27 protein-coding genes and 1 other annotated feature are annotated in these 26,482 nt (G+C 44.7%); of the genes, 17 read left to right on the top strand and 10 right to left on the bottom strand.

The window, feature by feature from the left end; genetic code table 11:
* Positions 1 to 33: 33 nt before the first annotated feature.
* Positions 34 to 272, top strand: a binding site (T-box leader).
* 87 nt (positions 273 to 359) lie between these two features.
* Positions 360 to 1,577 (top strand): pyridoxal phosphate-dependent aminotransferase, encoded by a 1,218-nt coding sequence (locus DESYODRAFT_RS12300; protein WP_007783435.1) that lies wholly within the window; start codon positions 360 to 362, stop codon positions 1,575 to 1,577.
* 10 nt (positions 1,578 to 1,587) lie between these two features.
* Here the strand turns inward: DESYODRAFT_RS12300 and DESYODRAFT_RS12305 are convergent, their stop codons facing one another.
* The 6 genes from DESYODRAFT_RS12305 to DESYODRAFT_RS12330 all read right to left on the bottom strand — a co-directional run bounded on the left by DESYODRAFT_RS12305 (position 1,588) and on the right by DESYODRAFT_RS12330 (position 7,248).
* Positions 1,588 to 2,733 (bottom strand): aminotransferase class V-fold PLP-dependent enzyme, encoded by a 1,146-nt coding sequence (locus DESYODRAFT_RS12305; protein WP_007783438.1) that lies wholly within the window; start codon positions 2,731 to 2,733, stop codon positions 1,588 to 1,590.
* A 59-nt stretch (positions 2,734 to 2,792) separates the two neighbouring features.
* Positions 2,793 to 3,032: a putative Se/S carrier protein gene (locus tag DESYODRAFT_RS12310; protein WP_007783441.1), complete on the bottom strand. Its 240-nt coding sequence runs from the start codon at positions 3,030 to 3,032 to the stop codon at positions 2,793 to 2,795.
* Between the two features lie 4 nt (positions 3,033 to 3,036).
* A complete protein-coding gene (locus DESYODRAFT_RS12315; protein WP_157137302.1) occupies positions 3,037 to 3,264 on the bottom strand; it encodes a sulfurtransferase TusA family protein in 228 nt (75 codons plus the stop codon).
* Entirely contained in the window at positions 3,242 to 4,330 is a 1,089-nt protein-coding gene (gene yedE, locus DESYODRAFT_RS12320; protein ID WP_007783445.1) for a YedE family putative selenium transporter, read from the bottom strand. The genes DESYODRAFT_RS12315 and yedE overlap by 23 nt, the downstream gene beginning before the upstream one ends.
* Before the next feature lie 302 nt (positions 4,331 to 4,632).
* Positions 4,633 to 4,905, bottom strand: a complete 273-nt coding sequence (locus DESYODRAFT_RS12325; protein WP_007783446.1) for a hypothetical protein — start codon at positions 4,903 to 4,905, stop codon at positions 4,633 to 4,635.
* A 294-nt stretch (positions 4,906 to 5,199) separates the two neighbouring features.
* On the bottom strand, positions 5,200 to 7,248 hold the full coding sequence (locus DESYODRAFT_RS12330; RefSeq protein ID WP_007783448.1) for a catalase: 2,049 nt from the start codon (positions 7,246 to 7,248) through the stop codon (positions 5,200 to 5,202).
* Positions 7,249 to 7,651: 403 nt separating this feature from the next.
* Here DESYODRAFT_RS12330 and DESYODRAFT_RS28710 point away from each other — a divergent pair, with 403 nt between their 5' ends.
* The 9 genes from DESYODRAFT_RS28710 (at position 7,652) to DESYODRAFT_RS12375 (ending at position 16,546) form a co-directional block, all read left to right on the top strand.
* Positions 7,652 to 7,879, top strand: coding sequence for a hypothetical protein (locus DESYODRAFT_RS28710; protein ID WP_042338504.1), 228 nt, complete (start codon positions 7,652 to 7,654; stop codon positions 7,877 to 7,879).
* Entirely contained in the window at positions 7,876 to 8,454 is a 579-nt protein-coding gene (locus DESYODRAFT_RS12340) for a DUF3793 family protein (protein WP_042338506.1), read from the top strand. Before DESYODRAFT_RS28710 ends, DESYODRAFT_RS12340 begins: the two co-directional genes overlap by 4 nt.
* Positions 8,455 to 8,458: 4 nt before the next feature.
* Positions 8,459 to 8,839 (top strand): NifB/NifX family molybdenum-iron cluster-binding protein, encoded by a 381-nt coding sequence (locus DESYODRAFT_RS12345; protein ID WP_007783450.1) that lies wholly within the window; start codon positions 8,459 to 8,461, stop codon positions 8,837 to 8,839.
* A 573-nt stretch (positions 8,840 to 9,412) separates the two neighbouring features.
* Positions 9,413 to 10,426 (top strand): PstS family phosphate ABC transporter substrate-binding protein, encoded by a 1,014-nt coding sequence (locus DESYODRAFT_RS12350; protein ID WP_007783451.1) that lies wholly within the window; start codon positions 9,413 to 9,415, stop codon positions 10,424 to 10,426.
* A 181-nt stretch (positions 10,427 to 10,607) separates the two neighbouring features.
* Positions 10,608 to 10,805 (top strand): hypothetical protein, encoded by a 198-nt coding sequence (locus tag DESYODRAFT_RS12355; RefSeq protein ID WP_042338509.1) that lies wholly within the window; start codon positions 10,608 to 10,610, stop codon positions 10,803 to 10,805.
* Positions 10,806 to 11,413: 608 nt separating this feature from the next.
* Positions 11,414 to 14,113 carry an ATP-binding protein gene (locus DESYODRAFT_RS12360; RefSeq protein ID WP_242833634.1) on the top strand — a complete coding sequence of 900 codons (2,700 nt, stop codon included), beginning with the start codon at positions 11,414 to 11,416 and terminating at the stop codon, positions 14,111 to 14,113.
* Between the two features lie 68 nt (positions 14,114 to 14,181).
* Complete coding sequence (locus DESYODRAFT_RS12365; RefSeq protein WP_007783453.1) at positions 14,182 to 14,988, top strand: CheR family methyltransferase; 807 nt, start codon at positions 14,182 to 14,184, stop codon at positions 14,986 to 14,988.
* Positions 14,975 to 16,042, top strand: coding sequence for an ATP-binding response regulator (locus DESYODRAFT_RS12370; RefSeq protein ID WP_345788216.1), 1,068 nt, complete (start codon positions 14,975 to 14,977; stop codon positions 16,040 to 16,042). The genes DESYODRAFT_RS12365 and DESYODRAFT_RS12370 overlap by 14 nt, the downstream gene beginning before the upstream one ends.
* A 135-nt stretch (positions 16,043 to 16,177) precedes the next feature.
* Positions 16,178 to 16,546: a response regulator gene (locus DESYODRAFT_RS12375; RefSeq protein ID WP_242833637.1), complete on the top strand. Its 369-nt coding sequence runs from the start codon at positions 16,178 to 16,180 to the stop codon at positions 16,544 to 16,546.
* A 99-nt stretch (positions 16,547 to 16,645) separates the two neighbouring features.
* Here DESYODRAFT_RS12375 and DESYODRAFT_RS12380 read toward each other — a convergent pair whose 3' ends face one another.
* A complete protein-coding gene (locus tag DESYODRAFT_RS12380; protein WP_007783468.1) occupies positions 16,646 to 18,031 on the bottom strand; it encodes an MDR family MFS transporter in 1,386 nt (461 codons plus the stop codon).
* A gap of 39 nt (positions 18,032 to 18,070) precedes the next feature.
* Positions 18,071 to 18,463, bottom strand: a complete 393-nt coding sequence (locus DESYODRAFT_RS12385; RefSeq protein ID WP_007783469.1) for a pyridoxamine 5'-phosphate oxidase family protein — start codon at positions 18,461 to 18,463, stop codon at positions 18,071 to 18,073.
* Between the two features lie 127 nt (positions 18,464 to 18,590).
* Between DESYODRAFT_RS12385 and DESYODRAFT_RS12390 the strand changes: the two genes are divergently transcribed.
* From DESYODRAFT_RS12390 to DESYODRAFT_RS12420, 7 genes are all read left to right on the top strand, one after another.
* Positions 18,591 to 18,932, top strand: a complete 342-nt coding sequence (locus tag DESYODRAFT_RS12390; protein WP_007783476.1) for a winged helix-turn-helix transcriptional regulator — start codon at positions 18,591 to 18,593, stop codon at positions 18,930 to 18,932.
* A 37-nt stretch (positions 18,933 to 18,969) separates the two neighbouring features.
* Entirely contained in the window at positions 18,970 to 20,253 is a 1,284-nt protein-coding gene (locus DESYODRAFT_RS12395) for a M20/M25/M40 family metallo-hydrolase (RefSeq protein WP_242833690.1), read from the top strand.
* Between the two features lie 67 nt (positions 20,254 to 20,320).
* A complete protein-coding gene (locus tag DESYODRAFT_RS12400) occupies positions 20,321 to 20,593 on the top strand; it encodes a metal-sensing transcriptional repressor (protein WP_007783481.1) in 273 nt (90 codons plus the stop codon).
* 98 nt (positions 20,594 to 20,691) lie between these two features.
* Positions 20,692 to 21,117 carry a type VII toxin-antitoxin system MntA family adenylyltransferase antitoxin gene (gene mntA / locus DESYODRAFT_RS12405; protein WP_007783485.1) on the top strand — a complete coding sequence of 142 codons (426 nt, stop codon included), beginning with the start codon at positions 20,692 to 20,694 and terminating at the stop codon, positions 21,115 to 21,117.
* Between the two features lie 372 nt (positions 21,118 to 21,489).
* Entirely contained in the window at positions 21,490 to 22,113 is a 624-nt protein-coding gene (locus DESYODRAFT_RS12410; RefSeq protein ID WP_007783488.1) for a TetR/AcrR family transcriptional regulator, read from the top strand.
* 39 nt (positions 22,114 to 22,152) lie between these two features.
* Positions 22,153 to 24,819, top strand: a complete 2,667-nt coding sequence (locus tag DESYODRAFT_RS12415; protein ID WP_007783491.1) for a PEP/pyruvate-binding domain-containing protein — start codon at positions 22,153 to 22,155, stop codon at positions 24,817 to 24,819.
* Positions 24,820 to 24,931: 112 nt separating this feature from the next.
* Entirely contained in the window at positions 24,932 to 25,213 is a 282-nt protein-coding gene (locus DESYODRAFT_RS12420; protein WP_007783493.1) for a DUF5316 family protein, read from the top strand.
* Between the two features lie 6 nt (positions 25,214 to 25,219).
* On the opposite strand, the gene DESYODRAFT_RS12425 is transcribed toward DESYODRAFT_RS12420, so the two are convergent.
* On the bottom strand, positions 25,220 to 25,906 hold the full coding sequence (locus tag DESYODRAFT_RS12425) for an NADPH-dependent FMN reductase family protein (protein ID WP_007783495.1): 687 nt from the start codon (positions 25,904 to 25,906) through the stop codon (positions 25,220 to 25,222).
* Entirely contained in the window at positions 25,903 to 26,463 is a 561-nt protein-coding gene (locus DESYODRAFT_RS12430; RefSeq protein ID WP_007783497.1) for a flavodoxin family protein, read from the bottom strand. The genes DESYODRAFT_RS12425 and DESYODRAFT_RS12430 overlap by 4 nt, the downstream gene beginning before the upstream one ends.
* Positions 26,464 to 26,482: the final 19 nt, after the last annotated feature.

Consider the following 26,482-nt stretch of genomic DNA (forward strand, 5'->3'; position numbering starts at 1 on the left):
AAATCCATGAACTATAATGGCAAAAATTAAATACATTAAGCTATGAAGAAGAAGAGTACCTGTTTTTAGATGCCCAGAGAGAAGATGGCCGGTGAAAATCTTCGTGAAGAAAACAGGGAAGCCGTTTCTGAGCTGTTAGCCGAAAAGACATCTGTCCAGTAAGCTTTACCGGAGTTCCGGCCGTTATAGCGGAAGCGGCATTTTATGCCGTCAGAGAGCAGAGTAACCTCTGAATTTAGGTGGTAACACGGATTTGCCAATTCGCCCTAAGCTGATTAAATCAGCTTAGGGCTTTTGTATTTGTAGGCTTCAGCCTATTGAGGCAGGCAGAGAGTTATTTTTGGAAAGTGGGGATTGTAATGAGAACATTTACTATGTCAAAGAAGCTGGATTATGTCTGTTATGATGTGCGGGGGCCTGTGCTGGAGGAAGCCGAGCGCATGCGCAGTCAGGGCCTGGATATTTTGAGCCTGAATATCGGCAACCCAGCCCCCTTTGGATTTGAGGCTCCCGGAGAGATCATTCACCAGATGACGGAAAACCTGCACAATGCGGAAGGATATTCCGAGTCCAAGGGAATTCTCTCCGCCCGTGAGGCCATTGTCAATTACTGCGAGTTCAAAAATATACCTCAAGTGGGTGTCAATGATGTCTATACGGGAAACGGTGTCAGCGAGTTAATCCTGATGGCTATGCAGGGACTGCTGGACAACGGAGATGAGATTCTCGTTCCCGCGCCGGACTATCCTCTCTGGACGGCGGCTATTACCCTGGCAGGAGGGAAAGCCGTTCATTACATCTGCGATGAGCAGTCTGAATGGTATCCGGATATCCGGGATATCACGAGCAAAATAACCGCAAAGACGAAAGGGATTGTAATTATCAATCCCAACAATCCCACCGGGGCCTTGTATTCCACGGAATTATTGGAACAGATTGCTGAACTAGCCCGGCAGCACAGTCTGATTATTTTCTCTGACGAGATCTATGACCGCCTGGTCATGGATGGCGGTGAGCATACTTCCATTGCCGCCCTGGCTCCCGATTTATTGGTTGTGACTCTGAACGGCCTTTCCAAATCCCATATGATCGCTGGGTTCCGCTGCGGATGGATGTGTTTAAGCGGGGATAAGTCCCATGCCCGGGGCTATATTGACGGGTTGAACATTCTCTCATCCATGCGGTTGTGTTCAAATGTACAATCCCAGTATGTGATTAAAACAGCCCTTTCCGACCTCCATAAATGCGACGACGCTCTTTTGCCGGGAGGACGGATCTATGAGCAGCGGGAATATATCGTCAAGGCCTTAAACAATATTCCCGGTCTTCAGGTGGTAAAACCTAAGGCAGCCTTCTATGTCTTCCCCAGGATTGATACCAAACGATTCAATATCACTGATGATGAAAAATTCATCCTGGATTTTCTCCATGAAAAACACATCCTCATGGTTCATGGGCGCGGGTTCAACTGGCCGTCGCCGGATCATTTCCGTATTGTCTATTTGCCTAAAATGGAGGAGCTGAAAATGGCCTGTGACCGTCTGGGCGATTTTCTGGAGGGCTACCGGCAGGCCTGATGGGGATTTTTTAAAGGATCTTTCCTAATGAATGAATCACATAGTCCACATCCTGAAGGGAGTTAAAATGGCTGAAACTAAAGCGTATGGTTCCCTGGGGGAACGTACCCAGTGTCTGATGGGCTGCCGGAGCGCAGTGAAGACCGCAGCGGGTCATAATTCCAAAGTCCTTAAATAACTCATAGCTGACTTCGGCATTATCGTGATTCAAAACGTTAAGAGAAGCAATCCCGGTTCGGTCCTGTCCCGGGTCGGGGCCAAGGAGCTGAATACCAGGCAGGGTATACGCATTTTCCATAAACCTCTGGACAAGACTCAGCTCTTTTTCTCTTATGGCAGGAATACCTTCGGTGCTTAAGTATTTAAGTGAGGCATTGAGCCCGTAAATCCCCGGCAAGTTTAAGGTGCCCGCTTCAAAACGATCGGGCATATAACTTGGTTGGAGAACACTGTCTGATGCGCTTCCGGTCCCCCCTTCGATCAAGGGTTCAACCAGAGAGGCTAATTTATCATTCAGGTAAAAGCCGCCGATTCCTTGGGGGCCTAAGAGACCTTTATGGCCGGTAAACGCTAATCCATCCGCCTTAAGCGCCAGAAAATCTATGGTTAAGAAACCGGCTGTTTGCGCACAATCAACAATGAAAAACAAGTTATGCGCCTTACATAGTCGGCCGACTTCTTCTAAGGGCATGATCGTACCACTGACATTGGAAGCATGAGTCATAATAACTGCTTTTGTATTGGATTTAATTTGCAGGACTAAGTCGCCGGTGGGAAGCTCCCCTTTGGCATTACAAAGAACCGTTGATACTTCAACCCCTTTTTCAGCCAGTGAAGCCAAGGGCCGCATAACTGCGTTATGTTCCATGGAAGAAACAATCACGTGATCACCTGATTTCAACAACCCTTTAAGGATAACATTAAGACTTTCCGTAATATTTTTAGTGAAAATTACGTTTTCCGGTTTAGGAAAATTAAACAGGCTGCACAGAAGTTCCCTTGTTTCATAGACAATGTTGGCAGCTTCAAAGGATGCCGTGTAAAGCCCCCGGTTAATATTACAGCCGCAATTGGTCAGAAATCCGGCGACGGCCTCAGCCACCCCGGGAGCCTTAGGGAAAGAAGTGGCTGCATTATCTAAGTATAATCCGTTCATGACACCATTCCCTTTAGTAAGGGCTTCGTCATTTCACGAAGCCCTTACTATTATTAAGTTCAATCCTTAGCAGAATAAACTAATTGGTATTGATTCCCTTCAACTGCATAAATCTTCTCGATTTCGTCAGAAATAATTCCGGCAAGATCCTGGGTAAAGCGAAATTTTACACCCATGCCGCAACTGGAAGTCAACTTGCGGGGTAAAGGGATCAATTCTCCCGGATAGTTAAACCTTTGAATGAACTTGGCGAATTTGATCGCTGAAGAGTTCGTGTAGAAGAGCACAATGTAAGTCATAATGCTATTTCTTCTTTGCTGATATTTCAAAGGTATTGGTTTCGCCGTCCAGTTGGATAGTATCAATAGTGTAGCCTGTTAAGTTTAAGTATCGTTCCACATTTGATTTTGCTGTTTTACTATCAACGAGGACGGTAACTTCACTCGAGTTAACTTCCAGGGCCTTTTTGGTCATAAGAACCGGTTGAGGGCAGGACATTCCTCTTGTATCAATTTGCGCCAATTTTAGCACCTCCTTGTACAGTTGCTTTGGCATCCCGTTCTATATTGAAATAAGCAATCACAAGTAAGAGAGCAAACCCAATCAGTACCGCGATTTTTCCGTTAGGGGAAGGTCCTTGAGCACTGGCGGCAAGAGAAAAGTTATGAGCAAAGGCCGCTCCGGCAGACATCCCTAAAACGGTGATCACGGAATCAACATTTCCTTCGGAAGCCAGAATAAGTTGTCTTAAGGGGCACCCTCCCAGAAGCACAGAACCCCAGCCTGCCAGAGTCATGCCCAGAAAGTTCCATAATCCATCAGCATGGGCAACGGATTGACCGGCAAAACCGAGCTTATAAAAGCCAAAGTATAAATTTCCCAGACTGGCAAAAACAATGATGGAGATAAAACCTAAAATTAAATAAGTATCTTTAAAGAGAATAGCATCCCGGATACCACCTACCATGCATAACCTGGTTCTTTGCACTAAGACCCCGACGATCAATCCTGCAGCAAGAGCAATCCACACTGGCGCATGCCCGGCTCCCGGACCTTTGGTACTAAAGTAGATAAAGGCAGGTGCTGTTAAGAGAAGGATAAAAAGCCCGGCATTAAACAGGGGAAAAAGGTAACCTTCCAGTTTGGAGAGTTTATAAGTTCTTTTAAGACTAAACCCATTTTTTAAGAAAATAATGCCGACAATAATTCCGGAAGCGAATCCAGCCAGACCAAACAGAGCATTGAGATCGCCGCCCCCCAGTCTTAAGACCATGCGAAGAGGACAGCCTAAAAACATCAAAGCACCAATCATAACCACAAAGCCAAGAATAAAGCGAAGGAAGGGGGATGAGCCTCCTCGCACATCAAATTCCTTTTTGGCAAATGAGATCAGAAAAGCTCCTAAGACAATCCCGATAATTTCCGGACGAATGTACTGAACAACCTCTGCACGATGTAAGCCCAAAGCTCCCGTAGTGTCCCGAATAAAGCAGGCGATGCAGATTCCCATGTTCACAGGATTACCGAAACGAACCAGAAGAACTGCAAGTATCCCAATAACCGCTCCCGTAAAAATAATGCCTTTTTTACTATCCAATGTTCTTCCTCCCTTTTATAGATCAGAGTCTGGAATGTTAAAGTTGAAATCTGTCTTATCCCTCCTTTTCCATAATTATGTAATGATATATAAACATAATATTATTATAATGTAAAAAAATCAACAATTATTCCAATTTATCTAAAATCTAGGATACTGGAAAGCCTCCAGGGTCAGGATAGTATGCTTAATCTAGAGGGAGTTCAGTTGATCATTAAACAGGCCTAAGCAAAACAAGATGAAAGGTGATTTTCCTTTCATCTTGTTTTGCTTAGGCCTGTTTCAATTTTCAAGGGGAAGAATTACAGATTGACAACCTTGGAAGAGAGTGTGTTCCTGTCGGGGCTGTCCATGATATGCTTTACGACTTTAACCACAGTAGCCGGAGAACTGGTCAGTTTGACCACTCGGAACTCTCTGGATTTTTCACCATATAAGACATTGAGAATAGTCAAGACCTTTCCTTTAGCGGCAAAGAATGCTGCCGCATTATTGGCACCACGCAGTTCCGGTGCACACAGTTGTTCAATTTCCTGACCTAGCTTGGCTAGTTCAGAATGAAAATCAAAATACATAAGAACCTCCTTAAAATTCCCTCAATGGTTATTATTCTATTTAGAAAACCTGGCCGGCGCTCACGAAGACACAGTCTTCGCGCGAATTAGCCTTCTAGTTAGCCTTCGGGTGCAGGCGGATGCCATGTTGCACCTATGCTTCAGAAAGTATATAAATGATCTATTTGGAAGGCGTTGGTAAAACTAAACACACACGATGTTATTATATGCTCTGGGAAGACTTTTGTGAAGTATTCCCAGGCAAAAAGAAACGACCGTTCCCCGGTGCAATACCGGGAAACGGTCTCATCTGCATTAAACCAGAGCAGGATAAAGAAAACTTGGACGGTTCCAGAATCTCTGCTTGGCCATGGCCTTGATAAATCTGCTGGCAAACTCCGGACCTGAATCCGTGACGATCCCCTCATCAGCCAATAAGCCCAGCGGTTCCAGTACAGCCTCACCCTTTTGCATGATGCCGATGGGTTTGAAGTGATTGTAGATATCCGTGGTGAATTTCTGGGCTGTATATGTAAAATAGGGGGTGATATTGCCGCTTCCTACGATAAGTATTCCGTCATAGACAAGTGGGGAACCGGTTAAAAAGCTGTCATGGATTTCATAGGTTACCCCCTCGGTTCCACTGACCATCCCCAAGGTATCGTGGACAATGACCACTCTTAATTTGGCGGCCGACAAATCCTCCAACAATTTGCTTACGCCGGGACCATCGAAGCCTTGAGCGAGGAACACCGCGACGCGCAATGTATCCGGCACAAAAATCGTATTATGCAGGCTAAGGGCCGGAGATGACTTCGTCACAGGAGATTCCTCAACATCCGCCGGCACAGTTGTGCCTAATTCCTTGGAAACACTCTTGGCCAGTTCTGTGCTGATATGAGCAAGCAGATCAACCCATTCCTGCCGGACAAAGGGTCCGCATTTGCCAAGCTCAAAGCAGTAAGCGCCGATAATCTGACGCTTTTCAACCTCAGTCATACTATTCCAGAACATTCTTGCCTGGGAGTAATGATCTTTAAAGGATGAAGCTGTTGATCTTACCTTATGTCCTTCTATGGTCGATGGATACGTGACAAACCCGCCTTGGGTGCCTGGTACCGTAGACGGTGTATTATTGGCAAGCCCATTGCGGTGATAAGCAACTTTTCCCCGATCAATAACCAGCCTCGAAGCGCCGTCACGCTGATTATTGGCAAATGGACAGACTGGACGATTGATCGGCAGTTGTTGATGATTTGGACCAAGCCGTGCCTGCTGGGCATCGGTATAGGAGAACAATCTCCCCTGAAGGAGCGGATCATTGGAAAAGTCAATCCCTCTCACAATATTCCCAGGGTGAAAGGCACTTTGTTCGGTTTCAGCAAAAACATTTTCCACATTGCGGTTAAGAATGATCTTGCCAATTTTGCGTAAAGGAATCTCTTCTTCCGGCCACAATTTCGTCGGATCTAACAGATCAAAATCATAGGCAAATTCATCTTCCTCTTTAATGACCTGAATAGCCATCTCATACTCCGGATAGTTCCCAATATCTATATTTTCCCATAAGTCTCTGCGGTGAAAGTCAGCATCAGAACCAAGACGCTGCGCTTCATCCCATATTAATGAATGGACGCCCAGCAACGGTTTGATATGAAATTTAACAAAGTGGGATTTTCCATCCTTATTCACCAAACGGAATGTATGTACCCCAAATCCCTCCATGGTTCTGAAGCTTTTGGGAAAGGCGCGATTAGAGGCAATCCATAACGACATATGCGCAGTTTCTTTGTTGTTCGCCATAAAGTCCCAGAATGTGTTGTGGTCTGTTTGACCTTGTGGATATTCAGTATCCGGCTCGGGTTTCACCGCATGGATTAAGTCAGGGAACTTAATCGCATCTTGAATAAAAAACACCGGCATGTTAATGGCAATCAAATCGAAATTGCCCTCATCGGTATAAAACTTAATGGAAAAACCCCGGACATCCCGATTGGTCTCATTACAGCCTTTGGAGCCAACGACTTGTGAGAAACGGACAAACAAGGGCGTTTTTTTATTGGGGTCTTGCAAAAAATCAGCCATCGTTAAATCCGCTAAGGATTCATAGGGCTGGAACTCTCCATGCGCCCCATATCCTCTGGCATGTACGACACGTTCAGGAATACGTTCACGATCAAAGTGAGCTAGTTTTTCGCGCGAGAGAAAATCTTCAATAAGTGTTGGTCCGCGCTCGCCGGCTGTTAGTGTATTTTCATCATCAGAAATCGTGATTCCTTCATTCGATGTCATTTGCTTTCCTTCTGATTCGTGAATGAACGGCTCTAATTGCTCACGCTTTTTATTTGACCTGTTATCCTTCATCTGACTCACCTCAAATTAATTATGTAGGTTCCCGGAATTAAAATTCCGGCTTTCCTCGGTCTGCGCGATTCTCAATGTTTGGTTCTGGAACGGGCCCTTGTTTCGATAATCATTATGCCCGCGAGACAAGTTTATATGCGAGATCAAAGCAGAAGACAGACACTGCCTTTATCCAAGCGTAAGGAAGGGCGCAGTGGGCATTCCTTTATCTGAGAAATAGTCAAGTAATTGATAATAGTTATCATTTACAACGTGAGATTCATGGTGTAGAATAAAAGAAAACATAAAGCCTTCTACACAAGAAAGCCAAGTCTTATAGAAAACCCCAGTAAAATCGAGGTTAGGGATAACTGCTATATAATTGAGAATCGTTATTGAATATTTAAGGAAAGGATGGCCGGCAATGAAAGAAAAAGTATATTATTGGAGCGACACTTGCAACAGAAAAGCGATGGCTGAGGCGGCGGTCCAGGAAGTGAGGAGGGTATATGCTCATGCTCCAGTGAAAAAAACGAGGCGAGAGGGAAAGCCGGATTTCTGGAGGGATGGGCTGTGGCTGAAATACTTGGAGGAAAGAGTGAAAATTTTAGCAGAGTCCGATCAATCGGCAAGGAAGTTGGGGAATTCATGAATTTTATCAGCTTGCGGAGTATTCAAAATGACAAAGATTACTTGTACTATAAATTAGCTTACCTGACTGCCCCAACCATGGCTAAGAAAAAGCCTGCTACCCTGCTTTCCTTTTCCCATAACAACTGGGACCTCTATGCTCTTTGGGAAACCTATAAGGTTGAGATTGCGGAGAAATTACAGCTGGAGTATTTTGAAATCCGTAAATGCCCGAAACGAATCCTGGTTATTTTTTTCAACAGACCGCTTTTGCTGAAAACTCTGTTAAAAGACTGCAATCGGAAATACCTGATGGCTGCAGGATATTCAGGAGAATTGGACTTGGAGGAATATCTGATTTTGCTCAAGCGCCGCTTCGCCACCTCTTGTCCTCATGAGGTAGGCATCTTTTTGGGCATTCCCCTGGAAGATGTTCTGACCTTTGTAGAAAAGGAAGGCAAAGGTTGTTTGCTTAATAGTTATTGGAAGGTCTATCATAATCCGCAAAAAGCCCGATTAATCTTTGCTTCCTATGATCAAGCCAGGGCAGAAGTAAGTAAGCTGCACCAAATGGCTGCGGCAGCAGGAAAGGGGTAAAAACATGGTCATTGCCATTGCCAGTATTGGAGGAGAAATTTCGCCTCATTTCGGACATAGTGACGGGTGTATGATCTATAGCCTGGCAAATCAGGAGCTTACTGTGAACGAATTCGTTAACAATCCGCTGGCCCGGATAAAACAGGGACTATTCCGGCAGAACCACGGCAAGGACAATTGCTCCTGCCGGTTCTTTGCAGAATTTCTTCTTCATGAAATTCAATTTGATGTGCTGGTGACGGGGCATATCGGCGACGCAGCGTCCCAGCTTTTGAGCCGGAGGGGTGTTGAGGTTATTGCCAATACTAAAGGGAACATTTCCGACTATTTGCGGGAGTATATCAGTAAGAAAGGGTTAACCTGCCCTGCATTTGCGCTAAGTTAATTGACCTATGGAATTGATTAGAGTTAGGCTAGTGTGTACGAAGAAGATTTTTTATACTGAAGATGATCCCCTTTAAGGGGGTCTTTTTTCATATCTCCCCCCCTATGAGTGTAAGTATCTTTCATTTCTACCGCCGGAGGAGTTTTGCTTCGGGTACTTGCGAGAAGTTAGGTAAAAGGCTTCTGATATGACATTTTTTGGAGAGGGTATATAGAAAGTGGGTTTTTGGTGATATACTATTATTTAGAAGCTCTTGTGAGAGAGGTAAAAATATATCAGCCAAGATGAGCCAAGTAAAAGAAGCTGCAATCAAAATAATCAATGACCTTAGTGCTTGCAATAATTCATGCAGCACGAGACTTGAATAACATGAAACCTCAACCTTGGGAAAATACATAATCTCCTGAGGTTTTCTGTTAGGCAAAGCCTAACGGCATATTTCCAGAATCTGAGCGGATATGATGTCAAGAGAATTAAGTTAAGATCTCCGGCGAGGCTTAAGGGAATTTCTTAAGGGCAGATATTATTGTTTGAAGAGGCAGAGGGTAAAGAATAAGAAAGTTGAGGATGCATATGAAGAGACTCATTACTTTGATATTGATAAACATGCTGCTGCTGACGCTTTGCGCTTGTTCCCACAGGGGTGCCGCCAGGACTGAGGGGACGGCAGGGCCCCCGTCTTCTACACAACCTGCTTCCGAAGGCAGCACTGACGGCACAATGACGGCCGGTGCCCAGGCACTGGGTATTACTGCACTGAATTATCCAATAATTGACGGCTCAACTTCCACACTCTCTATCGTACAGTCTGTCTACCGGGCTATGTATGGCGAGGAGGCAGCCGATACAGACGGATATCCCACAAAGGCATCGAAAACAGTTCCCTCTTACCATCGTTTGATTGATGGGAAAGCGGATATGATCCTCGTACCCTATGCTTCTGCCGATGTACTGGAGGAGGCGGAGAATGCAGGTGTGGAACTGGAATTCCACAAGGTTGCCGCCGAAGCGCTGATCTTTATCACTTCCGCTGAAAACCCGGCGGAATCCATAACCTTGGAGCAAATCAGAGACATATATCTGAACTATGGCATTACCAACTGGAGGGAGTTGGGAGGGCAGGCTAGAGAAGTTGTTCCTATTTGCCGCAATTCTGACAGCGGAAGTCAATCGCAAATGGACAATCTGATCCTCAACAATGAGAAAATGCATCCGGACATCCGGAATAATTATGTAGAACTTACGATGGAGGGAATGCTGGAGCAGGTAGCATTTTATCATAACGGCGGTTTGTCAGGGAGCCCGACTAACAGCTATGCCCTGGGCTACACCCTGTATACTTACCTGCAGTGGATGAATAATGTAACCGGTATCGGCGAATATCTGAAAGTTCTCTCAGTTAATGGCGTGCCGCCCACAGCAGAAACTATCGGAGACGGCGATTATCCCCTGGCCGACGGCTATTACGCAGTTATACGCTCAGACCTTCCCCGGGGTCACAGTGCCCGGGCGGTTATCACATGGCTTCAGGGAAAAGACGGTGCAAAGGCCATAGAAAATCTTGGCCTGATTCCCTGTGCTGAATGAGGGTATAAGGCTTCCAATCATATTGAGAATAAACAGCCAGCCGCGGAAACTTACTTCCGCGGCTGGCTGTTTGTTTAAAACGTCAAAAGCGGGCTAATCTGAAAAATTAAAAGACCCTAAAGACATCAGAAGAATACCCATACCCGTAAGCAGGGCAGCTTCGTCCACAGAAGCGAACCCATTGCATGGAGAGGCGGTAAAAGCCCACAAGCCGGTGCGGGGATACGGAGCCACGGGTTCACATCAGGTATTACCCGGAGGTTTGGCACGAAAGTGTCCGGTGGACACTTTCGCCGAAGCGGCAATCTCCAAAGAAAACTTATCCGCTGAAGGTAGCTCCCGCATCGGCGAGTGGGCGAGCCTCGGAATGCTGCGGTGAGCGGATGTGGACGAAGCTGCCCGACCCGGACACAGCTCCTTTCATCCTCTGTTGGTGCTGCGTTAGCGGCATGGGGATCTACCCTCGAAAAAAGACCCTATAAAGACATGCAGAAGAGAATCCCCGACCCGAGAGCACTCTCGTTTTCATCCTCTGCTGGTGCCGCATCAACAGCATGGGCGTCTGAATAAGCCAATGATCAATACACCATAAACAGAGGCGCTTTCCAGGCGACTGATGATGATATAACTTAACTTTGATTTTCCAAACTCCGCAAGTTTGGAAACGTCATAGAAATTCTCCTTAGCTATAATGAGCATGACTTTTATTATTTTTGGATACGGCACAAAAACTGTTCACTTAATAAGATGAGAAAGATCAAACTTCTCATCAGCTTTTTGAAATTTTCTTTTATCGTACTGCTAAGCAAAAGAGGAATGGAGCGGAACGAACTAAATATTAAAATACAATAATTTTTAGGCTAATCTTACTTCATTTGATATAATTATCCATAACCGATAAAATTTATGTTAAAACTATAGATTATATTTATTAAGGATTAAAAGTTAGGAGGTTTTACCGGAACTTGCCGAGAAAGAGAGAAAAGGATGGAGCAACTTATGAAGCTTAAAAACGTACTTATTTTAGGAATTGGTAGTTTTCTTATTCTCTTGATCACAGTAGTCATTACTGGATTTTATCAAATGAGAGTCGTCAATAATGAAATGGTTTTAATAGTCAATGACCGTTATCAAAAGGTGAATCTAGCGAAGAATATTTCAATTGAGTTAGGGAATATTACCCGAAACCTTAGAGAAATCTTTTTACTTAATAATCAGATGGCCCCTACTCAATATATAGAAAGCATCCATAATTCCAACAGTCAGGTAATAGGTAATATTTCAACTTTAGTGGGGCTTTCCAAATCAGCAGAAATAGATAAAGTTGCTCAGCTGAGAGCAAGCTTTGAAGAGTACCTTAATTATGAAAAACAAGCTATTTATCTAATAGAGTCCAACAGAATTGAGGAAGCAAAAGAATTAATTCTTAATTCTTCAAACGATAAGTTAGAGAATCTAATCCGATCATTGAATGATGTAAATGAACTGGAAGAACAGTTGATGAATGCGTCTTTATCTAGTTCACAGAATGTTTTTTATAAAAGTAAAATTATATTTGCTTTGTACGTACTTATCGGTTTAATCCTTGGAATCATTATTTCTCTATGGATGTTAAAGGCTTTTCTCGGAGATCTCGGTCAATTGACCAAAGCAATGAAAGGAATTACTTCTTATCCGGATAAAACCTCGTTACCCCGTCTGAATGTGTCTAAGAATGAGTTGGGGGAGTTATCCGCCGTATTTAATGAAATGGCTGGTGCTTTAGAAATCCAAACCCGTCAACAGAGCGAATCCACCCAAGCTTTAAAGGTTCGGAACTGGCTGCAATCAAAAGTCAGCGAGACTCATGCCTTATTTCAGGGGGTTCAAAAGGTTGAAGATTTCTGTAGTTTATTAATCCATTGGGTTTGCCAAATTGTTGAATCAAACTATGGCAACTTTTACATCCGTTCCAACGAAACCGGTACTATTAAGTTAATGGCTTCGTATGCCGGAGATGGTCAAGAGATTGGCACAACGGAGTTTAAACTTGGTGAGGGTTTAATAGGTCAATGTTTTTTAGAAAATAGAATCATTAACCTAACAGAAGCTTCCGGCCAATACATTTCTATTACTACCGGACTGGGACAAATTATTTCAAAGCAGATTAAATTGCTTCCGGTTGAATTTGAAAATCAAGTAGTTGCGGTGATTGAGTTAGCATCCCTTTCAGAGTTTTCTTCTAAAAAGAGAGAATTTTTAGAACAAGTTCGCTGGAATATCGGTATTATTCAGAACCGCATACAAGAGCATGAGCATGTCCAAAAACTCTTAAAAGAATCTCAGATACTTACTGAGGAATTGCAAACTCAATCTGAATTGCTGCAAACTCAGCAAGAAGAATTGAAAACCTTTCACGAAAAGCTGGAGGAACAATATAAAGAATTGGAGCTTAAAAATATTGAACTGTCCCAGGCTAAAGCAAATTTAGAAGATCAGGCCCGTCAACTCGAATCCAGTTCCCGGTATAAATCTGAATTCCTTTCAAATATGTCCCATGAATTAAGAACTCCCCTTAACAGTCTTTTAATATTGTCAAAGCTGTTATGGGAAAACAAGGATAGAAACCTTAATTCAAAACAGCTTGAATACGCGAAAACAATCTGGTCCTCCGGTAATGATTTGCTGCAGCTAATCAATGATATTTTAGATCTATCGAAGATTGAGGCCGGAAAGCTAGCAGTCAATAGGGATGAGGTTATCTTAACTGATCTCGTAAAAGAGCTTGAACGACAGTTTAGACCAATGTCTCTGGAAAAAGGACTGGATTTTAGGGCTGAAGTGAATAATATAACATATGAGTTGATCACAGACAGACGCCTCTTAAAGCAAATTTTAGCGAATCTGTTAAGTAATGCGATTAAATTTACTGAACAGGGTTATGTAAGAATGCACATTCAAGAACGAAAGCCAAAGGATAACATGATTGCTTTTCATGTTACTGATTCCGGAATCGGTATTGCCGAAGATAATCAGGATTTGATTTTCGAAGCCTTTCAACAGGCTGATGGTACCACCAGCCGTAAATATGGCGGTACTGGCCTTGGTTTGTCTATTTGCAGAGAGTTGGCAGCTTTATTGGGAGGTTATATAGAACTTAAAAGTGTTGAGGGAAAGGGAAGTACCTTTACACTTTATTTACCTGGTGTAACTTCAGATAATTCCCTTGCAACAAGTGCACCATCGCTGGAGACTAAGCAAAATTTCGTTAATGCTGCTGCCAAAATAGTAAATGAAGAAGATGTTTTCTCAAAAACGGCTGTCCCAGGGGAGTTGATGGGGAGGGTTGTCCTTGTTGTTGATGACGATATGCGTAATATATTTGCCATATCAGCTGCTCTTGAGAAAGCTAAAGTCAAAGTATTGTATGCAGAGAATGGACGGGAGGCTTTGGAAAAACTTAAAGGGAACCGTGACATAGAACTGATCCTGATGGATATTATGATGCCTGAGATGGATGGCTATGAGACGATGATACAGATAAGGGGATTGCCCGGGTATGCACAGATCCCCATAATAGCCCTAACTGCGAAGGCGATGAAAGATGACCGGGAGAAATGTCTGGAAGCCGGCGCTTCTGATTATTTAAGTAAACCCGTAGATATCGATAAATTAACGTCCTTAATTCGAGTATGGTTGTATAGGTAGGTGAGTAAATCCTGGCAGCAAGCGATGGTCAGACTATTGGTAGCTTAGAAAAACTGGAGATCGAGTTTTTGCTTGAAGGAATCTATAGAATTAGTGGTTATGACTTTAGAAATTATGTGTTGTCGTCCATTCGCCGGCGTATATGGCATCGTGTTCAGGCAGAAAGGTTAACCACAATCACAGGACTACAGGAAAAGATTTTTCATGATACATCTTGTATGGAGCGATTAATCAAGGATTTTTCGATACAAGTCACGGAAATGTTCAGAGATCCTGGATTTTTCATATCATTTCGAAAAAATGTAATCCCACTAATCAAAAAATCCCCGTTAATTAAAATTTGGCATGCGGGCTGTTCTACCGGGGAAGAAGTGTATTCTATGGCTATTCTTTTGTCAGAAGAAGGGCTGTATGATAAAACCCGTCTCTATGCGACGGATATAAATGAAAATGCCATTGAAATGGCTAAAAGAGGTGTTTATTCTCTTGGAAAAATGAAAACGTACACAAGTAATTATCTGAATGCTGGGGGGAGGCAATCTTTTTCAAACTATTATACGTTAAGAGGAGAAAATGCAGTTTTTGATAATGTACTCCGGAAAAATATCGTTTTCGCTAAACATAACTTAGTAAGCGATAGCTCATTTAATGAATTTAACGTAATAATCTGTAGAAATGTTTTAATCTATTTTAACAAAGAGTTGGAGAATAAAGTGCATGGTCTCTTTTATAACAGTTTAGGACCCAGGGGGATTTTAGCTTTAGGAAAAAAAGAAACCATTAAATTTACTACTTATAATGATAACTACAGCAAAATTGATAATGAAGAAAACATTTATCAAAAGATGCAAAAGGGAGCTAATGATGAAGGATAAAGTTAAAATCTTAATGGTTGATGACCGGGTGGAAAATCTTTTAGCGTTAGAAGCTATTTTAGAGTCAAACTCCTATGATTTGATAAGGGCCCATTCAGGGCACGAAGCCCTAAAGCAAGTGCTGGATCACGACTTTGCCTTAATTCTGTTAGATGTACAAATGCCGGAAATCGATGGCTTTGAAACAGCAAGCTTGATAAGGATGAGAGAAAAATCACAGCATACCCCCATCATTTTCATTACTGCAAATTATCAGGAGCAAGAACAAATTAATAAAGGATACGAGCTTGGAGCCATAGATTATATTTTAAAACCTGTGAACCCAGCGAATCTCAGATATAAAGTCGCTCGTTTTGTTGACTTATATAATTATCAAGATGAAATGATCGAAGAAGAAATGCTCAGATCCCATCAACTTAGACTTTTGGGGGAAATGGCAGCCGGAGTCAGTCATGAGGTTAGAAATCCAATAACCGGAGTGAGAGCCTATCTTCAATTAATTCAGGGAAAAAGCGAGTTTGTAAACTATCAGGAAGATATAAGCTTGATGATAAGTGAACTTGACCGGGCGAAATTACTAATCAGCGAATTCCTATCCCTGGGACGCAGTAGTCCATCACAGTTTGAAATGAATAATCTGAATATCCTGGTTAATACTCTGAAACCACTCATTCTGGCTGACGCTAAGCATCATAAAATGACAGCCAGAATAGAGACCGGCGATGTGCCTGATTTTAGTATGAACAGTAAAGAGATACGGCAAATCACTTTAAACTTATGCCGAAATGGTTTGGAAGCAATGGCTCCAAGAGGCTGCCTTGTCATTAAAACCTATTTGGAAAATAATCAGGTTGTTCTTTCCATTCAGGACCAAGGCAAGGGCATTAATCCGGAAATTCTAAAAAAGCTGGGAACGCCTTTTCTAACCGATAAGGAGAGTGGAAATGGATTGGGACTTAGTATTTGTTATTCTATCGCTGCACGTCATAATGCAACTATAGAGGTCAATACAAGTTCGAAGGGTACGACGTTTTTTGTTAAATTCAAATTGTAGCTTACGTTAGAATTGCCTTGATTAAAGATAGTCCTTTATTTTATGACAAAAGAACATAAAGTTTTCGGACATACTTCAACAGACTTTTCAGGGAATTAGGACTATAGTTTAGATACTAATTCTTTTTGTTGGAGAGTGAATATCTTGGCTAATATTCTAATGATTGAAGACAATACCTTCATTGGTCGGGTAATCCAGATGGTCTTGGAAGAAGTTGGACATAAAGTAGAATGGTGTAAATCAGGCACAGAGGCTTTTGACGTATTAGATAGCAAACAACCTGATTTAGTAATGACGGATTTGGGTTTGCCCGGAAAAAGCGGGAAAGAAGTGCTTGAAAAAATGCGGTCGGAACAACATCTTGTTGGGGTTCCTGCTATAATTATGACGGGCAGTTTTCCTGACAGCAAAGATTATCCCGAAAAGAACTTTTACCAAGGAATTTTAGAAAAACCCTTTGACTTAGAGGAATTAAAAACTACTATAAAACAATGGGTGTCTTGATTTGATAGTCTATTACATAGGCATTTAGTCCGAAGTAAAACGCACCTCGACATGAACGTTTTTATGTCAGAGGTGCGTTATATTTATATTAAACAACTATTAATCTGCCTTTTGGTTGGCCATAACCCTGCGATGGGAGGGCAGTAAGGCACTGGTCAGTAAGGTAATAACAGAAGTGGCAAAAACCAGAATAAAGACCATATGCAAGCCTTGGGCCATACCTCTTTGGTTCAGAGTATTGTTAAACACGGTGCCCAGGGCCGCGATGCCTACAGTTTGTCCAAGTGAGCGGGAAAACGTATTGGAGGCTGTAGCCGCTCCCCGTAAATTCCAGCCAACAGCCGACTGAACCAAGACGGTTAACGGGGTGAAAGAACAACCCATGCCGAAGCCGATGACAACCATGATCCCGACTAAATACCAATAAGGAGACCCGGGATTAATCAGCAGCAGCCAGGCCGACCCCGCCATAATCATGACCGCGCCGAAGACAGCAGTGGCTTTGGAGCCGATTCGGTACATGAACCTTCCGGCCAAGGTTGAGGCCAAAGGCCAAGCGAAGGACATGGGCATCAGAGTCAGCCCCGAACTGGTAGCACTATGCCCCAGCAGGCTTTGAATCCAGACAGGCAGGTAAACATTGACGCCGATCAGTACGCCGCTGGCCACAAAACCAACAGCATTGGATACGGCAATGACCGGAATTTTAAAGAGGGAGAGGGGCAGCATAGGTTCCTTAGCTTTGGTTTCTACAATTAGGAAGGCCAGGAGAAATACCAAGGCCACGATAAAAAGGGAGATGATCTCCACTGAACTCCAGGCGTAGAACTGTCCTCCGCTGATTAGGGCGAAGAGCAGGGAGCCCATGGAAATGGTAAACAAGGCGGTTCCCAAATAGTCAATAGACTTCTTGGTTTTTTCCAGGGCCGTTTCGTGAAGGAAACTGAAGACTAAGAAAATGGCAATGATGCCGACGGGAACATTGATATAAAAAATCCAGCGCCAGGAAATGTGATCAACAAACAGTCCTCCTACTAATGGGCCGAGCAGACCGGCAACGCCCCAGACCGAGCTGAAGACACCCTGCATTCGTGCCCGTTCTTCCCCGGGATAAAGATCGGCGATGATGGTAAAGGTCAGGGGCAGCACGGCCCCGGCACCCAGGCCCTGAAAGCCGCGGAAGATAATGAGCTGGTGCATGGTTTGGGCCATACCGGACACCATGGAACCGATGACGAAGAGGGCAACTCCAAAGATAAACACGGGCTTTCTTCCGAACAGGTCGGCAAGCTTGCCGTAAATGGGTGTGGTTACGGAGGATGTCAGCAAATAAATCGCAAACACCCAACTGAGTAAATTCAAGCCGCTTAATTGGTCAACGATGTGAGGCATAGCGGTGGTAATGATGGTCGTATCCAGAGCGACCAGTAAAATCGATACAAGCATGGCTAGAGTAACCATCTTGCGCTGGGTTGTCTTCTCCATTTGGTCAATGATCCCCTTTAAAGGCTCTTGAATGGGCAGTTAGAATTTTATGGTTCTGGGCTCAGCGGTAAAGGAAGCGATGGTAGCTGTGGCATCTTTCAAATACAATACCTGGGTGTTGTCATCGCTGGCCGAATACCGGTCCTGAAGGGAAGGATAGTTATCCAGCATACTCTGTTTGGCTTCAACCCGGTCATCCTCCATGGCGACGGCCTGAACGCGAATCCATTCCTGACCATTAAAAGCACAGATTTCAATTTTGGGATTGGCCAGCATTTGCTTGGAAACATCCTTTGCTTTGCCGGTTTGAATGTAAAGCTTACCCTCAAAAATGTTGACGGTCCCGAAAGGACGGACTCGCGGCTGATCCCCGTCAACGGTTGCTAAGTAATAAGTCTGGCACTTCTTTAAGAAATCAAAAACCTCTTGCATGTGAAAACTCCTTTCAAATTTATACACCTAAATTTACAATACTAGGATTGAAATAACAAGTACGATTATTTATGATACATAGTATCTAAATATATACCGCTGAATTAAATGCGATGAGGAGAAGATTATGGAATTGGAGAAGGATTTATTTGGGAAATGCCCTTATACAACTGCCCAGAAGGTTCTGTCCGGCAAATGGTCGATCATGATTCTCTATCACCTCGGGATTAAGACCATGCGCTTCGGAGAATTGCAGCGGCAGCTGCCGGACTTGACCCAGTCAACGCTGACCAAACAGTTGCGTGCTTTAGAGGATTACGGGTTGATTGAACGAACGATTTACCCCCAAGTCCCCCCCAAGGTGGAATACTCCTTAAGCGATATCGGCATCAAGTTTCAAAAGGTCTTGGCCGAATTGGCAATTTGGGGCAATGACTACATCAAAACCTTGCAGAAGAAGGAGCTATAAATTGTATCCGGGGTATAGAAGGAGAGCGGTATTGGACATGGCCATAGACTGGGAAGATATCAAACGGGAAATGATCCGCTACTTAAGGGACTTAATCCGCATAGATACCTCGGCAGGCCGGGATGGAGAAACCCGGGCGGCTCATTATCTCAGGGCAGTATTGGAGGCAAATAACTTGCCGGCTGAAGTCAGGGAACCTGTTCCGGGAAAAGGCTCTCTTATCTGCCGCAGACCCGGCCGGGTTCCGGACCAATCTCTGCTCCTCCTCTCCCATCTCGATGCGGCTCCCGTTGACAACCCGGCGGAATGGCAATATCCTCCCTTCAGCGGCGCTTATCAGGCAGGAGAAATCTGGGGCCGGGGAGCCGTTGATTGTAAAGGCTTGGCGGTTGTCTGGCTGATGCTGGTCCTGCTGATCCAACGCCAGCGAATCCCTATAAAAAGAGGACTGGTTTACGCGGCCACAGCGGATGAGGAATCAGGAGGCCGCTGGGGAGTGGAATGGCTGCTGGAACATACCGGGGATTTGCTGGGGTGCCCTTATGCTTTAAACGAAGGCGGCGGGTTTTCATTTCACCATAGAAAAGGGGAAATCTATACCTGCCAATACGGGGAAAAAGGGAGCTTGGTTTTGGACTGCAGGATTCAATCCCACAACTCCGTCCATCCCTTCTCCGGAGCTGAAAAGGTACGGATTAAGCCTGAGAATGCCAAGCTGATCCAGCCTGTGCTGGATGCTCTGGGGCGAATAAACAATATCCCCCCTGGACTGATCTCCTGGCTGCCGTATGGGGGGAAAGCTGCTTTGCTTAAAGGATTTTCCGGCTTGCCCTTTGATTACGCCACCCTGATGTACAATACTCTGAAACTGGAAATTCTTCCGCCGCCGGACGGCCAAGGCTCCGTCCTCCGGGTACATTTGTCGGCGGTGCCGGGGGAATCCCTGGCGGAGCTGAAAGAAAAGGTTTTTCAGCAAGGCTTGATTTTGCCTGGCCAAGTGAGTGATGTCCGGACGGTATCCGCTGCAGAGGCGAACAGTTCGCCGCTGGATACCTCTCTTTACCCCTTTATCCGGAGAGCTATTGAGCAGAAAGGCAGCTCCGGCGGAGTGCTTTTGCCGTTTGTTACCCCGGGGGTGACAGACAGCAGACATTTAAGAGCAAGAGGAATTATCTGTTACGGATTTTTCCCTACCCCGCCGGAGACGGACATTCGTTTAATCCACAAGGCCAATGAGCGTATTTCCGCTGAGGCGTTAGTGTTTGCCCTGGGGAGATTATATGAGGTTGTAATACCGTTTCTTACGGCGGATGATTTTTGATATAATAGGGAGAGGGTATGTCCAAAGCTGACATAGTCTTATATTATATTTGTTTGGAGGTTAGCCTATGGGTTCCCATCACAAACATCATAAAAGCGTCATTAATCGTTTGGCCCGTATTGAGGGGCATGTCCGCTCCATTAAGGAAATGGCCTCCAATCATCGGGATTGCGGCGACTTACTCATCCAAATCGCCGCGGCTCGTTCCGCTCTGGATAATGTGGGCAAGTTAATTTTAAAGGACCATTTGCGGGAATGTGTTGTGGAGGGCGTGGAATCGGGCAATAAGGATAAGGTGCTGGCCGATTTGGAAGAAGCCCTCAATCAGTTTATTCGTTAAATCGCCAGTCCGTTGGGTGAGTTTGATTTAGAAAATATTACCACAAACCTTCTTTGGACGAATTTAGCATGATATAATAGGACAAGGGAGGAATGTCTATGCGAAAGATACCTATGACGAAGTTGAAATCCTGGCAAGAATTTCTTCAGAATCGAGATGAAATAGCAGCTATTTACCTATTCGGCTCATATGGGACAGAATTTGAACATCCACAAAGCGATATGGATTTAGGAGTTGTTTTTAATCGACCGGTTACACTTTCCGAAGAATTAGAGCTTGATTGCGCATTAAGCCTCCATATGGGTCATGATCAAATAGATTTGGTAAATCTGAATCGTGCTCCCATCCCTTTGCAATTCCGCGCTCTTCATGAAGGCTTGCTTTTGTATGAAGGCGATTACTTAAACCATAGCAATTTCATTGAACAAGTCATAAAGACTTATCCCGACTATGCTGTAAAGTATGCTATATTCTCTCAGGATTACGAGCAAGCTCTTAAGGAGGAATACGGCCGTGGTCGATAAAGATATCCTCCAGCGAAAATGTGTGGCATCATGAGGCTGACAGGAGAAAGCAAAAAAATTAGGAAATAAATTTATAGATTAACTAGGTGTTGAAAGTTCACTATGGGGCAAAAGGGCCGAACACTGCTTTAAATAAGGCAGTGTTCGGCCCTTTTGCCTCTTTTAAGTACACCTTGAAGGGGGTGCCACGAGGAGAGCATCTCGGTGCTGCGGTACTGTCAAACATGGGTGGAGGATGAAAAAGGTATTGACAAACAAGGAGTTAATAGAGATAATTAGATTACTACACAATGTGTAATGTTACAATGAGTGTAAAAATATTTCTTTACAATTCTCGGATTGGAAAAGAACAAACACATAGGAGGCGTAAAAATGGAAGCAGGAGATGGATTGTCGGAAGGCAGGGCAGAGCGCAAGAAAAAGGAAACACGGCAGAAAATCATTAAAGCTGCGCTGGATTTGATTCAGCGCCAGGGGTTTGACAAGACCACTATGGAGCAAATAGCCGAAGAAGCTGATGTGGCCAGAAAAACTCTCTATAATCACTTTCCTGTCAAAGAAGCGATTGTTGACGAATATGTCAGAAGCCTTTCCCGGAGGTTTACTCAGGAGACCTACGCCAAATTGCCCAACCTGCCCGATACCAGGTCGCGTTTACTGGAGACCCTTGACAAAGTATATGAGCAAGTGGAAATTAACCCGGAGATTATTGGAATTTCCATGGGCTATCGGCTGAAAAATATGCTGCAGGGAGAAGAGTACCAAAGCGGCGGTACGCAAAGCCTTATTGCCGAAATTATCAGACTGGGCCGGCAGGCGGGTGAAATCAGGCAGGACATTAAGGCCGAACTCCTGGTAAAACAATTGGATATTCTGCGAGGTGCTGTTGTCATGGACTGGCTGAATAATCCTTCAGGAATAGAGCTTCGCCAAGAGATGGCTTTGCTGGTTGACTTGTTTCTGAACGGAGCTGCCGGGAAAGATGGGAAGAAATAGAAAACTGCGTAAGGAGTATTTAAGCAAGGGGTGGTTTATGTGACAGTATCTTCGGCAACCTTCTTTTTAACCTGGGATGAAGCGGTTCAATCCGGAGTACAAGCGGCTGGGGGTAAGGGCTGGAATTTGGGGCGGCTGGCTCAGTATGGTTTCAAGATTCCCCTTGGAGGGATTCTCACTACCCGTGCCTATGAGGAGTTTATCAAATACAACAGCTTACAGGACACGGTGAATAAGATTACCCAGTCGGTAACCGGGGAAAATCTGGATGAAACAAACAATCAGGACAAGTTGAAGCAACTAAGACAAAAAATCAAAGAGGGCTCGCTGCCCCCTCTCATTGCGGAAGAACTGAAAACGAAGCTTGACAGGATGGGCATCCTGGCCAAACCACTGGCCGTCAGATCTTCCGCTGCAGCGGAAGATTCGGCAAGGGCATCCTTTGCAGGTATTCATGACTCTTTTCTCAATGTTTGGGGTGCGGAAATTTTTGAGTCTGTGAAAGGGTGCTACGCCTCCCTCTGGTCTAACCGGGCCGTAGCCTACCGCAGGAAATTACAGATCAGAGATGAGGAGGTGATGATTGGTGTCGTTGTGCTGGAGATGGTGGAGGCTCAAGCTGCAGGAGTAGGTTTTACCTGCGATCCTCAGACCGGGCGCCAGGATCTTGTAGTTATTAACGCCAACTTTGGCCTGGGTGAAGCGATTGTTGCAGGCACCGTGGAACCTGACACCTATTATCTGGATGCCAGTCCCTGGAACTCCGTACCTCATCTGGTTGAGCGGAAAACCGGGCGGAAGGAGGGAGTGACCTGTCTCAATCAAGAGGGGGGAACTCAATTTGTGCAGACCCCTGAGTCTTCCGGCCGGCAGGTGTTGTCAGAAGCAAACATCAAAAAGCTGGGTTTGCTTCTCTTAAGGGTTTTCGAAGCTCTGGGGGGTTGTGATCAGCACCAGGATGTGGAGTGGGTTTTCGACGGCCGGGATTTTATTCTGGTCCAGTCCAGACCGGTAACCGCTTTGCCCAGAAGTACCTTTGCCGCCTTAAAGAACCAAACTGATATTTGGTCCAACGGAAACTACAGGGATGCACTTCCTATGGTTCTGTCCCCCTTGATCCGGCGTTTAACCATTGCTACCATCGATAAGATTCTCAAATCGAATTATACAGAGATTGGTTACACCCTACCGGAAGGATTACAGTTCTCCAGGTTTTTCAACGGCCGGCTGTATTGTAATCTATCAGCCCTGCAATGGGCTATGTATGATGCTATGGGTGCCTTGCCCCGCGCTTTCAATATTGGTTGGGGCGGACACCAGCCCGAAATTGAGTTAGAGGATCCTAAGCCCTATAAAGGGCTAAGGGGTTTGAAACGGTTATGGCGCGGAATGAGAGGTGTGATTTTGATTAACCGGGCGGTGAAAAAGGCCCCGGAAACCCATGCCCGGGTCTTGAATTCCTTTGAGAGCTTAACTGAAAAGGGGTTTAGCCATTTACAAGATAAGGATTTAATTCAGTGGTATGATGAACTTAGTAAGATTGCCATGGAATTTACAGGGAAATTTTCCTTTTTAAGCGGAGCTGCTTCCCTACCCGTCGGGGGATTAATGAAAATTCTAAGCAAATATTTTGGCGAGAGGGCTCCTATGCTTTTAAATGCTTTAATGGTGGGGGGATCGGCGGGGATAACGAGTGCTGATCACGGCTACAGACTTGTGGAACTGGCCGAAATTGCCCGGCGGGACAATGATGCGGCTCAATATTTCGGCAGCACGGCCTTCGACCCGATTGATTGGGAGGGATTACCGGAACATTCAGCGTTTAAACAAGAGTTCCGTGAGTTTATCAAAGAGTACGGGCATCGGGCGGTCTACGAGCTGGATATTATGAATCCCAGGTGGAATGAAGACCCTTCCTATTTGCTGAACATCATAGGCAGCACTATCCATACGGCTGATCTTAGTCAATTCAAGGCCAAGCAAAAAGAAAAATTCGAGCAAGCCTGGCAGGAAATAGAGAGGATCGTGCCTGCCAATAAACATTCCTCAATTAAAAAACTGATCCGTAAGGCTCAGGAAGGGGCAGCCGTGCGGGAAAAGACGAAATCCGTACTGGCCGTGATGATGGAGGCCTACCGGAAAATAGCCCAGGAGCTGGGTTCCCGTTTTTGCAGGCGGGCTGTCATTGAGGAACAGGCCGATATTTACTTTTGTACCTGGCCTGAACTGGTTTCTCTCTTAAACGGTGAATGGGATGGTGCCGGGCTCAAAGTCCTGATTGCTGGTAGAAAAGTATTTATGAAAGAAATGGAGTCTATTGCCCCGCCGGACATTATTATGGGGGATACTCCCAAGTATACGGAACCTGTTCCCCGGTCTGCCGGCAATTTTCTGACGGGTGTGCCTGTTGCTGCCGGAAAGGCCTCCGGTACGGCCCGCTTGGTCCGCCATCCGGCTGAAGGAAACAGGCTGCAGCCGGGAGATATTATGATAGCGCCCTCCACCGATCCGGGTTGGACGCCCTTGTTTTTAAAAGCCGGTGCCGTGGTTATGGAAACAGGAGGGTTCTTATCCCATGGTGCCATCGTAGCCAGGGAATATGGGATTCCTGCCGTGGTGAATATACCCGGTGTCATGGGAGTCATTCAAGAGGGCTGGAAAGTGGATGTCGATGGAGACGAAGGGAAGGTATTCTTAAAGGATTAGGTCTGGTGTTTTTTCCATACGTGTATGGTTTTGAAAGTTTGGTGATTGGAAGGAAAAGTAAGATGTTCGGCGAAATAAAGAAGGTATAAATCTAAGTGGGGAGTGAAGGTTTATGCGTTCATTTTTAACAGGCTTAGTCATTGGAGTTATTGGTTTGGTTATTTCTTTCTTTTCACAGGACACGGACAAAATCATCTATACATTACTGATTATTGGATTTATTCCTATTATAATATCTGGTTTTATGACAGGGGCCTATGTGAGCGGTGATAGAGTCAGAGGCAATTATACTGATTCTAAGGATTTTTCCGGACGATCAGGCAGGTCAGCCAAATTATTCGTATTTGGCTTACCTTGTGTGTTGTCCGCAATAGTGATTTCCTTTATCGTGTAACTGCCTTTATTCATTCATCCGATAGGGTTTTCTGTAAAGCTCCTTTTTTTTCAGCCCATTTTTGCGTGCCATGGTAATCCAGCCCCTGCCGCCCATGAAATAGTAGAGGGGCCTGGAAAATGGATACTTAGCTTCAATATAAATAGACTCCATCATTGTAGAATTCTCAGCTTGAATATCGGCTGCCATAGAGGCAAAAGCAGAGTTGAGTTTTTGAACAGCCTTTTTCATAAAAGGTGCTTCTTTGGCGGCAACCATCATGGAACCGCCGCCGATGAGCACGCCGAAGCGGAACTCGGCGTTTAGATGCCGGCTAAAGCTTTGGATAACCCGGACAGCCTCCAGGTTTATTTCCGGTTCGGGAAACCCGCAATTAACAATAGCATATACTTTGACCTGTTTATTAAGCTTCCCGCGGGCAGTGCAATAAGTTTGATAATCAACTAAAAAGCGGGTTAACATACCCGGCAAACAAAAATAGTAAAGAGGAAATGAAATAATTATGACGTCGGCCCGGGCAAGGGCTGCAAAATCCTCTGCCAAGCTATGAGTTAAGAAGCTTTTTCTGACGTCGATGAATGTTTTGCTAAACAAATCAGAATTGATCCGGCTTCCCGCCATTTCCAGGAATTCCTTGGAGGTTGACCGTTCGTTTAGCTTAGGGCTGGCGCTGACTAAAACCACATCTTTCACAGCAGTCCACCTACCCTTCCAAGTTCAAGGCTATTTAAGGCCCGTATTGTGTTCTCGAATGGTTCCTGATAGATCAGGACTTCAATACTTCTGCGGTGTTTTTTGGTGATATCAATGAAAAGCTGTTTATCCTCCTTGGAAATCTCATCTCCGTAACCGATGATAATCTGACTGGGATAGGTGTCATAGCGAGGAGGGTGCATTGTAGAGCCGTCCGGTCTTTTTTCGAAAAACGGCAGCATATTTGGCAAACCTCTGTCAATAACATTTTTGATGGTTGGGCTGAACTGCCCGAAGATGATTGGACTGAGATAAATAACCAGGTCGCTGTTCATTATCTTTCCGTTGATTTGGGCCATTTCGTCGTTGATAACACATTCCCCGGGCTTTTTGATCCAGCAGGCAAAGCAGCCCATGCAAAAGGTCACCTTATCCGCTTTTAGCTCCATCATCTCTATCTCATATCCCTTTTGTTTGAAGAACTTGCCTGTGAAATCATTGAGCTCTTGATAGGTATTGGTCAGATACTCCTGATCCGAAATCACCAAGGCTTTCATTTAATTCACTTCCTATCAA

The sequence above is a fragment of the Desulfosporosinus youngiae DSM 17734 genome, from assembly GCF_000244895.1.
GTDB lineage: Bacteria > Bacillota > Desulfitobacteriia > Desulfitobacteriales > Desulfitobacteriaceae > Desulfosporosinus > Desulfosporosinus youngiae.